Origin of the sequence: Bradyrhizobium sp. B117 (assembly GCF_038969555.1) — a bacterium.
Classification (GTDB): Bacteria; Pseudomonadota; Alphaproteobacteria; order Rhizobiales; family Xanthobacteraceae; genus Bradyrhizobium.
On record NZ_CP152414.1, the window covers coordinates 4712735 to 4725781 of the forward strand.

Genomic DNA, 13047 nt, shown 5'->3' on the forward strand with positions numbered 1-13047 from the left:
ATGAACCAACGATAGAAGCTACAATCTCTGCATACTTCGTCGGTTTGAGACGAAGCGTCGTTCGGGCGTGTCGCGTTGGCATTCAGCGCCGACGCACAACTCGACTCTAGCAAGGAAACGCATACGCAGGTGCAAAGCAGGTCATTTCCAACTTGGCGGCAGCTCACGGCGGAGCCTTGAAGCCGCACTTTGATTCCAAGGAGGGCCCCATGAAGTCTATTTACCTGAGCATAATCGATACACCCTCTGCAGCCTGGAGGCTTGCCAAAACAACCGCATTCGCAGCATTGCTCGTGGCCATTGCCCCCGCGGCTGCTCAGAGCGAGCCGATTGAGAAGAAGGGTACGACCCCCTATGTGACGCACTTCATTTTCAGGCCGTTGATGACAATTGATACCGCCGAACTTGGCAAAGCCACCATGCTGGAAGCGGTCGGAACAACCCAAAACATGAAGGGAGAGAAGATGCTGGACAAGATGTCCGCGCGTTGCGTAGCGCTGAACGTCTCATCCGGTGAGAAGAAATACATTGACGGAGCCTGCGTGCTGGCGGACAGCGACGGCGACAAGATTTTCTCGACCTTCGATACTCGGGACCTCGACAAGTCCCAGCCAAAGATGGACTGTGGAACCCATATCATCACCGGAGGTACCGGCAAGTATAAGGGGATCACCGGGAGCGAGCCATTTGCGTGCATCACTATGCCTGCGCTGGCTGGGTCCGGCGACTATTTTGCGATGGACATCCCGCACAACACGTCGTGGGAGATCAAATGATCCGAACCTCAAGGTCGCCCTAAACGCTGGTTATCGATAGCGGTCGTCAATCACTGAACGAGAGCCCAAATGAACGAGAGCCCGGCCAACAGCCGGGATCTTTTTTCTGCAGATACTCATCAGCAGAGTGCAACGGTTGTGAACGCAATAGGCCGACGACACGCTTGAGTGACATCTTTCTCGTTGTCGACATCGATTTCCCTGCAAACCGTTGGAGGCATCAATGTCTGGTGTTGGCCCGTACCGACGAAAGCGGGGGCTTGTCCGGATGTCGGCAGCCAGGGGTAGACCGGAAACGGCCGAGGGTTGGTCAAATCGACGCAGATGACCCAAAGCGGAATCCGCCAATGCGCAATGGCGGACATTCGCTCGCATGCCCCATGGAATGGGATCAGGAGCGCGAACAATTGAGCCGCGCGAGCGGCCCAGAGTTGTAGATGAGGAATAGATCGCCGGTATAGTGAAAATATTCTCCAGCAAACTCCTTAGTCGCAAACTTAAGTTGGATCTTGTTATTGCTGGTAATGCGGGGAGCAAGGATTTTCCCGTCGCCGGTCGTTATAGACAGCTTGTTCTTGTCGCCCAACGTCACGTTCAGATCGATTGGTTTTGGTTGAACGGCTGGATTGGTCATTTCTTGAACGACCTGTCCTTTGCAAGCGAACTGTTGCTCCGCTGCACCGCCGGGCCTAACCATCGTTGTCAGCAAGATTAGGCTACCCACAGTCAATCGAGTTGCTTGGACCATGACATTGCTCCAATCCGGTACCCACGTCTTCGGTACTCTCACTCATAGCCACAGATCTGGTCAAGGCGCGCTTCGGTTGGCGATGTCCGCGTATGGCCCTTAGCCGGCGTGCCGCGACGTCCGCCGATCTGACCGCTTGTGACCGTAAGCAGAAGAGTGCGCCCACGTATCGTCCGCTTCTATCGGTCGATCTTCTTGATGCAAGTGGGGTCGCCGCTAGGCTGAGGGGTGCAATCCCAATCGGGCCCAAAGGCGCCACCAGCGTTCCGCTGTGGGAAGAAAGGGAAGTAAATAGCAACGGCCGCGAAAATGGTGACAGCGATAACTGCCGACACCAGCATCCATACAATGCCCGCGCGATCCGGGCTCCACTGTGGCCGCCTTAACGGTCGGTGCCGTCTTGGATTGGGGTGTTTCACGGTGATCACATCGGCGGAAACTCACATCCAGGAGCACAAGTTCGCCTGAGCGTTGGTCTCGACGTTGAAGCAAGAAATTAGGGATTTTCGATACCTGCTGACATCCTCAAGTTCGCTGCCGATCACAACATCGAGCTTGATTTCGACATATATAGCGAGCGAACTGCGACTGTATGAAAGGTCCGCTTAGACTGGGACCTGACTGCCGATTGCAAAATGGGTGCTGTTGACCCGTTGCAGACCTCAATCGTTACATCAGAGCCAAGCTTTAGTCTCCTTCGATCCAAATTCCTGCTTCGCTCAGAGCGTTGAGAATGCGTTCGATGTCTTTGGGTTCAAGTTCTCTGCTGTCACACAGTTTATTCAATTCAGCAAAGGTAATTTTACCGCTCCGTTCACCGATCTCGACGGCTCGTCGAATGACTTCCGCCACGCTCATGTTCTCTCCGTTTCAGTAGCCCCCACTATACGGGATGAGAGTCAGGTTGTGGCCGATTTTGTTGCAAAAGTCAGTTGAGACGAGCCGGCAAGCGTGATTCCGTTGTGTTGACGTGAATCGCGACGAGGTCGATCCATGATGGGCCGTCTGAAGAGTGACCAAGGTCAACTGTTCTACGAGTTTCATCTCGGCGACGCGGTTCCCGAAGATCATCTGGTGCGGAAGATCGACGCTGCTCTCGATCTGTCGTGGCTTCGCAGCGAAGTTGCTCCTCATTATTCGTCCATGGGTCGTCCGTCGATCGATCCGGAGCTGATGATCCGGATGCTGGTCCTGGGGTATGTCTTTGCGCTCCGCTCGGAGCGGCTGATCTGTCGTGAAGTACAGGTGAACCTCGCCTATCGTTGGTTCTGCAAACTCGGCATTGAAGATGCCATCCCAGACCATTCGGCCTTCTCGCGGGCCCGCAACGAGCGTTTCCGCGAGGGGGATGTTTTCCGTCGCGTGTTTGAACGCGTCGTCGAGGCGTGCATTTTGGCGGGTCTGGTTGGTGGCGAAGGCTTTGCCGTCGATGCGAGCCTGATTGCTGCCGACGCCAACAAGCAGCGCTCGATTGCGGGTCAGGATTGGCGCAAGGATCGCGATCCGGCGAGGTCAAGCCGCGCGGTGAAGGAGTATCTGGCAACCCTCGACGATACGGCGTGGGGCGCGGCCAGCGACGTTGTCCCGAAGTTCATCTCGCTGTCCGATCCCGCGGCCCAGTGGACCGGAGCTCACAAGGGACCAGCATTCTTCGCTTACTCCGACAATTATCTCATCGACGTGAAGTTCGGCGTCATCGTTGATGTCGAGGCGTCCCGCGCCATTCGCCAGGCCGAAGTCGGTGCAGCAAAGACCATGATCGAACGAACCGAGGAGCGCTTTGGTCTCAAGCCGGAGCGGCTTGTCGGGGATACCGCTTACGGGGCTGCTCCGATGCTGAACTGGCTAGTCGAGGAGAAGGGCATCGCGCCACATATCCCCGTGTTCGACAAGTCGAAGCGAGATGACGGCACCTTCTCACGCAGTGACTTTCGATATGATCCGACCAGCGACGTCTACCACTGTCCGGGCGGAAAGCGGCTCGGGACGAGCGGCACCGTGCACGAGGGTAAAACGTTTCTGTATCGTGCGAGCAAGCTCGACTGCGACGCATGCCCGCTTAAACCGCAGTGCTGTCCAAAAGAACCATCGCGCAAGATCCCGCGCGACATACATGAGCACGCCCGGGACGTCGCCCGGTCGTTCGCTGGCACCGAGGGCTTCGAGACGTCGCGACGTCAGCGCAAGAAGGTCGAGATGCAGTTTGCACACTTGAAGCGCATCCTGAGGCTCGGTCGACTTCGGCTTCGTGGCCCACGGGGCGCCCAGGACGAGTTTGTTCTGGCCGCCATCGCTCAAAATCTGAGGCGCCTCGCGTTGTTCGTTGCGCGACCACCACCCGCTCATGCCCTGTGCATTGCGTAGCGTAGGAGTTGCATTGAGAGCGTCAGGGACGGCGGATCAAAGCCGGTCCGCCTTACCGAATGGCCGAAAGACATCCGTCGGTTACAGCCGCCTTTTGCAACAAAATCGGCCCAAAACGGAAGTCGGCTGACCAGGTTTTCTCAAGCGCGCGCGCGCCACAGCGTAACTGCAAGCAGGATATAGGCAGCACAAGTCCACAGCGACTGCCAATTATCCGGCCCTTCGCTAAGCGCTGCATAGATGGCCGCCACCAAGAATACGCCGGCAAATATCGCTTCCGCCATGGGGCGGCTTCCTTTCTTGGGGCGATTGAGCAGAGTCATAGCCGCAAAAGGGACCGCCGCCATAGTGAGGGCCGCAAAAGGAAAATCCTTCTCGCGCGGGTCAAATATAAAGCCCAGCCCGGTCTGCGTGCCGATCACGATGGTGACGATCAAGATCAATCCGTGCAAGATCGCCAGCCCCGATGGGGTCCGGAAGTCCTCCGGACCCAGCAATTCCAGAAATGTAGGCGGCGCGCGCCCGGAAATCAGGGCATTAGCGCCAAATAGCGGCGAGGCAGTTGCCGCCACCAGAAGTGCGCCCCACAGAAGCCAGCTGCCCGCGTCGTAGCTTTCATAGAACATCTTTTGAGCGGCCACCCCTAACAGGGCTCCGGCGGTGGTTGCCGATATTCCGACCGCAAACCATGAGACGAGCCGAGGCTGCGAGGGCTGCCGGCGCGAGGTCAGCCACGCAGTGCCGAACACCAGGATCGCCAGCGCCATTCCGCTGCTCATTTGCAGTTTCCAGAGCGGATAATTGCTGACGGGGATGCCGGGCGGATATTTCAGCGTGCGCTGCGCGGAATCGAATAAGCCCCACGATCCGCCGACGGTGCCCTCGAACTCATGCTTCCACAATTCATCATACGCCTCGAACAGGTTGACGCGGAAATTCTCGCGCCGGGCAAGATCGAGGATCTCAGAGATCACCCGCGCCTGATTGGTGCGCGACGGTAGCGCCGAGGCGCGCATCCGCCCTTCGCTCGGCCAACCTGTTTCTCCGATCAGGATTTCCTTGCCCGGAAACGCCAACGCCACCTGCTTTCGGACGGCGTCGACGTGAGCAGCGGCAGATTTCGCCGGGACCGGGACATTTTCCCAATATGGCAGGATATGAATGGTGACGAAATCGACGGCGTCATCGAGTTCCCGATAACGCAGCCAGTACTCCCAGACGTCGGAATAGGTGACGGGGACCGGCACCTGCGCCTTGATCGAGCGGATCAAGGCAGCAAGGTCGGTAGGCGTCATCTTCCGATGCAACAGAACCTCGTTGCCAACCACGAGTGCGGTGATGGTTTCGGGATATTGCTGGGCGAGGCGTATGCCCGTGGATATCTGCGTCGCGTTCTTCTGTCGGTCCCTATCGAGCCAAATTCCCTGAATGACTTTCAGCCCTACCTTGGACGCGAGTTCGGGGATTTGATCGAGGCCAAGATCAGTCGCATAGGTACGGATACAGTCGGTTATCTTGGCAAGCTGCGCGAGATCTTCCGCGATCTGGTCTCGCGGCACTGGTGTCGGCGACTCTGACGTTTGGTTGTTGCGGAAGGGCGCGTAGGATATGCACTGCAGTTTGGCATTAGGATCGATCGGTGCGCGCGCCAAGTTGATCGGTATGGCCAGCCACCACCACACCGCGGCGATCGCACCCAGGGATATGATGAGAAGCGCCAGAGGCGTGCGAAGCGAGATAGTTCGACCCTCCAACGTAGAGATCGTCGGTCAACCGGCATGCTGTTGTGACCCGACAACAACAGAAATCATCGTCTGCCGCTACCTACTTGACCTGTGAAAGCTGCCGCCAGATCGTCCGTGCCGCAAGTCAATATCCAGCGATGGCCACGAGATTGTCTCACTCCGAGTTCTTCGCATTATGCCCAAAAGAGACATCGGAGCGAAACCAACCGACGGCACCTTGGACGGCTACCAATTACCGCCGGACCCCAGCATCATCGCCTGCGGTTGCGGATATCAACCAGTACCGCCGTGCGGGCGCAGGGCCGCCTCGGCGCGCTGCATCATCCGCCGCCATCGCTCGCTTGTCGGCCCGCCCATAAGCAGGAAGTAGCGGACGATCGCGACCGGCAGCCAGGTCTCCATCGCTTGCCTCAGCGCCGCTACCGGCTTGCCGGACAGCCGCGCGTATTCGGACAGCGCGGCCGCATTGACCGCAAGCGGTCGCTGCGGATTGTCGGTGACGTCGAGGGCAAACTCGGTCAGGCTGATGTGAGTGAACCCATGATCGAGGGCCGCGGGCGCGCGGATCGAAAAGGTCCAGTCGATCAGCCGCGGACCGTCCGCCGTCATGATCACATTGTCGGGATGGATGTCGCCATGGCACAACCCATCCCCCGGCTGCTGCAGGCGGTCGATCAGCGCGAGAATGCCGGAGGCGATGTGTTTGGGCACGATGTCGCCCGAGAGCCTGAAGGCGTTGTCCATCCATGTGCGCAAATTGAAGGCCTCCAACGGCGGCGACATTCTGTGCACGGACAGGCCGAGCGACGCCAGGATCGCACCCGCCTCAGCGAACGTCACGGCGCCACTGCGCGTGGCCTGCAGCAATGTCGGTCCGTCGAGGCGGCCGAGTACGATGCCGAAGCGTCCGTCGAGCGTCACATCGCCCAACACCTCCGGCGCAGGCACGCCGGCGGTGAAGACTGCCTGTATCATCCGCGCCTCTTGCTGGCCGACCCGCGGCGGGAAGCCTTGCCTGAACAGTTTTACGACCTGACCTGGCGCCCAGGCGTGGATGTCCGCCGTGCCGCCCTGGTTGATCTTCGCCCCGAGGGATCCCCGCATCTTCATTCGCCGGATAGGGCGCCCCGCGCATCGCAACCTCGATGCGAGGCGAGGTAGTCGATTTCGCCGCGCGCAATACCGATATCCATCAGCTCCCTGTCACCCAGGTCGGACAAATCGGCCAGTAGTCTCCGGCGTTTGCGCCACTCCTGAAATGCATCCCAATACGGTTCGAGAGGGCTGTAGACCTGCCGCCTTGCGGTTACCACTCCAAGCTCAGTGGTCTCGCGTATCGTGCTCATCGGGGGCGTGTCCTGTCCGGACTGTTAGGTTATTGTTTGAGCACGATCTTTTCGGAAAACCGCTGCGCACTTTTCCAGATCATGCTCTGGACAGAACTTGCCGCAAGATGCGCGGGCGCGCTTAACCGGTGGGTTACATTTCTCTTACCGGCGGCTTATTCTCCATGCGCTGGTCCAGAGGCGACCCCGAGAAGGAATGGCAGCTTGCGCTATCTTTTCGAGGAATACGCATTCGACACCGACCGGCGCGAGCTGCATCGGGGGACCGATGCGGTGTCGATCACACCGCAGGTTTTTGACCTGCTCGATTACCTGATCCGCAACAGGGAGCGGGTTGTCAGCAAGGACGAGCTCATCAAAGCCATTTGGAGTGGGCGCAGCGTATCTGACGCGGCGCTGACAACCCGCCTGAATGCCGTCCGGGGCGCAATCGGCGATTCCGGCGAGGAACAACGCTTCGTCAAGACACTGCCGCGCAAGGGCTTCCGCTTCGTCGGACAGGTGCGGGAGGCGCGAGAGGTCGCGAGCCCAAATCCGGGCGATGCGCCCGAGAGCGCTCCTGCGCTTCCCGACCGACCCTCAATCGCCGTGCTGCCATTCACGAACATGTCTGGCGATCCCGAGCAGGAATACTTCGCGGACGGGATGGTTGAGGAGATCACGACCGCGCTGTCGCGGTTCCGATGGTTGTTCGTGATCGCTCGCAATTCGAGTTTCACCTTCAAGGGCAAAGCCGTCGATCTCAAGGAGGTCGGGCGCAGGCTTGGTGTGCGCTATGTCCTTCAGGGAGCGGTGCGCAAGGCGTCGGGGAAAGTTCGCATCACGTCCCAGTTGATTGAAGCGGCCACGGGCGCGCACATTTGGGCGGATAGGTTCGAGCGTGACATGACAGATATTTTCGCGTTGCAGGACGAAGTCACGCTCGCCGTTGTCTCAGCTATTCAGCCGAAGTTGTTTCAAGCAGAAATTGCACTGGCGACGCGGCGGCGACCGGAAGACCTTACCGCGTATGATCTTTATCTCCAGGCTGTACAGCAAGCCGACCGATCGTCCCGCGAAAGTTTGGTCGAGGCACTCCGGCTGGTCCAGCGCGCACTGGAGCTTGACCCGGGGTTTGCGGCTGCGGCAGCTTTGGCAGGTGCCTGTCATATGGAAAACGTTCTTCGGAGCTACGCGACTGACCCACAATTCGAACGCAAGGAAGCCGTTCGGCTTATGCGCCTGGCACTGAGCCTCGACGATCATGACCCAAACACGTTAGCAACGGCTGCATTAATCACCGCTTTGTTGGTCGGCGATTTTGAAACTGAAATTGAGCTGGCCGATCGAGCGGTCGCGCTCAACTCAAATTCATCTCACACATGGAACTGCAGAAGCTGGGTCTACAAGATTGCGGGGCAGCCGGAGGAAGCGATCCGGAGCTTTGAACGCGCCATGCGAATGAGCCCGGTGGACCCGCAACAATTCACAGCGTTAACCGGGATGGGGTATGCCTTTATTGAGCTTCGTCGCTTTGACGAGGCCATTGTTGCAGGAAAGAAAGCCCTGCGTCAGAATCCGTCCTATCCAGGACCATATCGCTGTCTCGCCTCCGCTTTCGCCCATCTCGGGCGTGACGCTGAGGCCCGTGAGGCGGCGGCCGGTATGCTTGAGGTCGATCCCGCTTTTACAATATCGGCGTGGATCGCTCGGAGCCGGCTACCAATAAATGCGAAGCTGATGATTGAGGGTTTTCGCAAAGCGGGGTTGCCCGAGTAGGGGCGGACAGCGCCGGGAAGCCCCGCTTGTAAACCTGCTGCGACATCGGCCACATCCGCTCGTTCGCCGTCACTAAGGCGCGAGCGGACATCAACAATTCGTGTGCCATGACGACACGCCTCGCGCCGGCTTTCCGCCGGACGTTCCTTCGAAAAATCGCGGGCTGCGGTCTAAGGTCACATGCGAATGGACGATGACTGTCGTCGTCCCCTCAGTCCATCTTTCGGGCGGCTCGGCGGGGTCAGTGCGAGAACGTCCATCATGCCTGCGGACAGGCAAAGCGGGAGGCGAGGATGAGTGTTTCAGCAGCCGCTTCGATGAATGAGGTACCGTTCAATGGATCACTGCAGGCCGATCGATACGGAAGCCGCCCGGGTTCGGAACTCCGCCCCTTCATTTCGATCGCGCTACCAACATTCCGCCGCCCAGACACGCTGCGCCGTGCGGTCGAAAGTGTGCTGCAGCAGGATTTCGCCAATTGGGAGTTGGTGATCAGCGATGACGAAGGGCTGGGCGGCGAAAGTTCGCACGTCTTGTCGGAATATGCGCGCAGGGAACCCCGCATCAGACCGATCGAGAACCGCCGAGGCCGTGGTCAGGTCGAGAACACGAACAACGCGATGCTTGCGTGCCGCGGTCAGTGGATCAAACCGCTGCATGACGACGACTGGCTCGCGCCAGGGGCGCTCCGGACTTTCGTGAGACTTGCGACGGCTTACCCGGCGGTGGCATTCATGACCTCCACAAGCCACCTGGTTCAGGACGAGGGCATCAGGTACCGGCGAGGAACCCAGATTTTCCACTATTCGGGTCAGGAATGCCTGGCGGACCTCTATTTGGCGGGCAAGACGCGGATACTTGGGATCGTCCCGTCGACACTGTTGGTCAACAGCAAGGTCGTCAAAGCAGGCTGCCTGATGCGAAACTATCGGTCGATAAGTTGGGGGGTGGACCAACTGTTCTTCATCGATCTGGCCTGTCACGGCGATATGGTGGCGATCGACGATGGTCTTATCTTCTACGACATGACCGACCATGCCAGCATCACGGCGACCGGATCGTTCGCCCAGATCGACCAGGAGACGATCGATCTCAAGCACCTCATCTGGAGCCTTTTGCAAGATAAGAGGGGACTGCCGGATCCCGAAACGATGGTGCGCGCGCTGCGGGTTGCTCGACTGCGCGGACGGATCGGTCGTCAGCCGATCAGCGCAACGATCCGCGATGCATTTCAAATCCTGCGCCCGTCGGTTCTGCGGGCTGCCAACAAGGCCAGACGAGCATGGGCGCGCGCGCCCGCTGCGACCACCTTCGTCCTTTCCTGCGGCAACGCCATGATGATCTGAGGCGTGCGGAATTCGGCGCGGGCAAAACGCGATCGAACACGGCTGGCTCGTCGAGCGGCACCATTCCGAATGGCTCTGGGTTATAACCCCAGCGCGACCTCGGCCCATTTCAACATGCGCTCGCTATTGAGGAACGCCAGCACCGCCGGCTCCAGTGACGCGGGCGCCCCCGGCCCAACCAGGGCCGTCGCGGCCACCATGTCGCAGCGCTGATTGAAGGCGAGCGAGAGCGCGGTGTTACGATCTCCCTCGATGCGATAGGCCCGGCTGCGGCCCCGCATCGGACCGACGATGATCTCTCGGCCGGCCCCGGTCGGCGTTGCCTTGCCGATCAGCACCAGGTCGCCCATCTGCTCGAGGTCGCCATCGTCGGCGATGCCGGTGGTGCAGTTGCAAAAGCCGAGCTTGGCGCGAACGTAGAGCTGGACCTCTCCGCCGCAATTATCGGCCTTGCAGCGGAACGCCTTGCCTTTGCCCCAGGGATCTGCGGCGAAAGGCCAGTCGGTTTCCGTCCACACCGGGCGGATCTCACCCGATGCTGCCGTTGCGCGTGCCGGTTCGCCGGATCGCGAGATCCAGACCGCCGCGGCTGCGCAAAGCAGTAGGGCGGCTGCGCTGATCGCGACGATTTTGCTTGTCAGGCGCATGGAAGCTGCCGAGGCACTCTTGCTATTGCGACCCGTGCTAATTCTGGGCCATGAACTTTCGAGCGGCCGCGAGGTCCTCCCGCGAGGAGTCGCCATTTTGCGCCATGTCGACGACTTTCGCGTAGTACTGGCGTGCCTTCACGGCATCACCCGCTTTCTCGGCGGCGTGAGCGGCGCCGATCGTCGCGCCAAAGCGGTTCGGCTCCTTGCGCATGGTGCTTTCGAACGCGGCCAATGCCTCCGTCGCCATGCCGCGCTCGAGCAGCATGGTTCCGTAGAGCTCGCGTGCCGGGGCGAGCGGTCCCGGGGTCACGATGGATTTTTCGGTCTTGTCTTCGGCATCGGCGGCAAGCCGCATCGCCTCCAACGCGTCCGCCTGTTTTCCCTGGGCGTTGAGCTGCCAAGCCGTGGCGACCTGCCGCTGAATGTCGACGATCTCGGCCCAATAGGCGTCCTTGTCCTGCTGCAGCTTGTCCCGCAGCTCAGTCAGCTTGGCGATGTCCGCCGTCGCTGCGTCAGCATTGCCGGAGCGCGCCGCGCCAAGGGCGCGGGCGAAATAGGTGATCGCATCGACATAGGCAAACCGGCTCGGCTCGACCTTCAGCGAGCGCTCTGCCAATCGCCGCGCTCGACCATGTAGCGCGCCTGGCTCGCCGCTATCGCGTAGGGACCGGCGCGGACCGCCGGCGCATAGCCCGTGGTCGCAACCATGTCTGCGATGACGTCGCGGGCTCGGCTGTCCTGCGCAAGCTGGAGCAGGGCGTAGACCATGTAGTCGTCGGCATGCAGCTGCTCGCTGGGGTCCTTGCCCTCCTTGGCGGCCTTGGCTGAACGGCTATTGGCGTCGATGGACTCGTTCCAGTAGCCGACGCGCGTGAAGATGTGCGAGGGCATATGCAAAGCGTGCGGCGCCGCCGGCGCGATCTCGGAATAGCGCTTGGCAGCGTCGAGACCTTGCGCTGCGATCGCCGGATAGTCGTAGAGGTGGATCAGGTAATGCGCGACGCCGGGGTGCCGCGGCTGCCGCTTGAAGATCGGCTCCAGGATGGCCGCGCCCTTGAGCTGGTTGGCATAGGTCTTGTCGTTCGGCGAGGCCGTGACATTCAGCGTGATGGCGTAGGCGATCTGAGCCTCGTCATCATCGGGATAGCGCGCGGCGACGGCTTCGGTGGCCTTGAGATAGGCCTGCGCGCGCTGGCCAAACGTGGTCTTTTCGTCGCCTGAATAGAAGGCCAGCAGCGCATCGATATAGTCCCGCTCGCGGTCGCTCTTGGCGCCGATCGCCTTGGCCTTCTGCAGCGCGGCGAGGCCCTCGGTGAGGTTTTCCTTCGGCGCGGGAAAATGCGGATTGTACAGCAGGCTCAGGGCAATGCCCCAATAGGCGATCGCGCATTCCGGATCGGCCTGCAACGTCTCCTCGAAGATCTCTTTCGCGGGCCGGTACCAGAACGAGTGCTGATAGCGCATCCCGCGGTCAAAGCGGCGCTGCGCCACCTCGTTGCATGACGTCTGGAAATGAACCTTGCCAAACTGCTCGTCGGTCCCGTCCTCCGCGCGTGCGGCAGGCGAGGCGGCGATCGAGGAGAGGGTAGCGAGAGCGAGAAGAGAGACGGTATTCAAGGCGAGCGCGCGCATCGGCCCCTCCGTTTCAGTTCCGAAAAAATTTGGTCAGATGGCGCCGATAAAGGTCGGGGCGCCGAATTAGGTAACTCTGAGATTGGCAATGGCAAATTGCGTGGTTGGAAGGATTTGCCCATTCGCGATGCGAGTCAATAGGAGGCGGGCGGATTGCGTTAGGGAAGCACGCCTGTCGCTCTCCGCCAGCGCGCGAGATCGCAGTCGTTGATCCGTTACGTAAGGCGGATAGTGAAGCGGGCCTGGATCACGCCGCAGGTCTAGTGCGAGGGATTGCAGCTCAGTTCCTTGATCCGACCGGCGGCGTCAAAGGCAAAAAGCGCGCTCATGACACCAGCGTTGGTGAGGTACGAGATAATGGTGCCGTCGTTGTGCGAGGGATTGAGATCGTCCAACTTGCCTGCCGGATGCTCCCGGAGGCGATCGACCCAATAGGCACGAAGTGCCTCGCGGCTCGTAATGGTTCTGATGCCGCCGCAGCCGCAGCGACAATGAGCCACGGCATCGTCGGCATACATGTCCAGGATCGCCTCGATATCGCCTGCGCGGTAGGCATCGAGCCAGTCAATGGCAGCCGCCATCGGGTCAAATGACATATTTTCTCGCCCAAACGCCCCCAAAGCTCGCGGTTCCAATTTAACCTTAACGCCGCTAAGCCTCTTTCTTCATTCGATTAATTGTA

Annotated in this window: 13 protein-coding genes; 4 read left to right on the top strand and 9 right to left on the bottom strand. The window is 60.0% G+C overall.

Annotation, left to right across the window (positions count from 1 at the left end):
* Positions 1-209 precede the first annotated feature (209 nt).
* Complete coding sequence (locus AAFG16_RS23200) at positions 210-776, top strand: hypothetical protein (RefSeq protein ID WP_342740669.1); 567 nt, start codon at positions 210-212, stop codon at positions 774-776.
* A 391-nt stretch (positions 777-1167) separates the two neighbouring features.
* On the opposite strand, the gene AAFG16_RS23205 is transcribed toward AAFG16_RS23200, so the two are convergent.
* Together AAFG16_RS23205 and AAFG16_RS23210 are read right to left on the bottom strand one after the other, a co-directional pair.
* Positions 1168-1524: a hypothetical protein gene (locus AAFG16_RS23205; RefSeq protein WP_342740670.1), complete on the bottom strand. Its 357-nt coding sequence runs from the start codon at positions 1522-1524 to the stop codon at positions 1168-1170.
* 687 nt (positions 1525-2211) lie between these two features.
* Positions 2212-2382 carry an RNA polymerase sigma factor region1.1 domain-containing protein gene (locus AAFG16_RS23210; protein WP_342740671.1) on the bottom strand — a complete coding sequence of 57 codons (171 nt, stop codon included), beginning with the start codon at positions 2380-2382 and terminating at the stop codon, positions 2212-2214.
* Between the two features lie 135 nt (positions 2383-2517).
* Here AAFG16_RS23210 and AAFG16_RS23215 point away from each other — a divergent pair, with 135 nt between their 5' ends.
* Positions 2518-3888 carry an IS1182 family transposase gene (locus AAFG16_RS23215; protein ID WP_342735350.1) on the top strand — a complete coding sequence of 457 codons (1371 nt, stop codon included), beginning with the start codon at positions 2518-2520 and terminating at the stop codon, positions 3886-3888.
* A 140-nt stretch (positions 3889-4028) separates the two neighbouring features.
* Here the strand turns inward: AAFG16_RS23215 and AAFG16_RS23220 are convergent, their stop codons facing one another.
* The 3 genes from AAFG16_RS23220 to AAFG16_RS23230 form a co-directional block, all read right to left on the bottom strand.
* Complete coding sequence (locus tag AAFG16_RS23220) at positions 4029-5642, bottom strand: glycosyl hydrolase family 17 protein (protein ID WP_342740672.1); 1614 nt, start codon at positions 5640-5642, stop codon at positions 4029-4031.
* 264 nt (positions 5643-5906) lie between these two features.
* Entirely contained in the window at positions 5907-6737 is an 831-nt protein-coding gene (locus tag AAFG16_RS23225; RefSeq protein ID WP_342740673.1) for a phosphotransferase, read from the bottom strand.
* A gap of 2 nt (positions 6738-6739) precedes the next feature.
* Positions 6740-6979, bottom strand: coding sequence for a DUF1127 domain-containing protein (locus AAFG16_RS23230; RefSeq protein ID WP_283086458.1), 240 nt, complete (start codon positions 6977-6979; stop codon positions 6740-6742).
* A 204-nt stretch (positions 6980-7183) separates the two neighbouring features.
* On the opposite strand from AAFG16_RS23230, the gene AAFG16_RS23235 reads away from it, so the two are divergent.
* Together AAFG16_RS23235 and AAFG16_RS23240 are read left to right on the top strand one after the other, a co-directional pair.
* Positions 7184-8737, top strand: coding sequence for a winged helix-turn-helix domain-containing tetratricopeptide repeat protein (locus AAFG16_RS23235; protein WP_342740674.1), 1554 nt, complete (start codon positions 7184-7186; stop codon positions 8735-8737).
* A 293-nt stretch (positions 8738-9030) separates the two neighbouring features.
* The gene (locus tag AAFG16_RS23240) at positions 9031-10083 is read left to right on the top strand and encodes a glycosyltransferase family 2 protein (RefSeq protein WP_342740675.1); all 1053 of its coding nucleotides are present in this window, start codon (positions 9031-9033) and stop codon (positions 10081-10083) included.
* Positions 10084-10163: 80 nt separating this feature from the next.
* On the opposite strand, the gene AAFG16_RS23245 is transcribed toward AAFG16_RS23240, so the two are convergent.
* The 4 genes from AAFG16_RS23245 to AAFG16_RS23260 all read right to left on the bottom strand — a co-directional run bounded on the left by AAFG16_RS23245 (position 10164) and on the right by AAFG16_RS23260 (position 12961).
* Positions 10164-10730, bottom strand: a complete 567-nt coding sequence (locus AAFG16_RS23245) for a hypothetical protein (RefSeq protein ID WP_342740676.1) — start codon at positions 10728-10730, stop codon at positions 10164-10166.
* A gap of 37 nt (positions 10731-10767) precedes the next feature.
* Positions 10768-11349 (bottom strand): hypothetical protein, encoded by a 582-nt coding sequence (locus AAFG16_RS23250; RefSeq protein ID WP_342740677.1) that lies wholly within the window; start codon positions 11347-11349, stop codon positions 10768-10770.
* Positions 11331-12365, bottom strand: coding sequence for a hypothetical protein (locus tag AAFG16_RS23255; RefSeq protein WP_342740678.1), 1035 nt, complete (start codon positions 12363-12365; stop codon positions 11331-11333). The genes AAFG16_RS23250 and AAFG16_RS23255 overlap by 19 nt, the downstream gene beginning before the upstream one ends.
* Positions 12366-12625: 260 nt before the next feature.
* Positions 12626-12961 (bottom strand): nuclear transport factor 2 family protein, encoded by a 336-nt coding sequence (locus tag AAFG16_RS23260; protein ID WP_342740679.1) that lies wholly within the window; start codon positions 12959-12961, stop codon positions 12626-12628.
* Positions 12962-13047 lie beyond the last annotated feature (86 nt).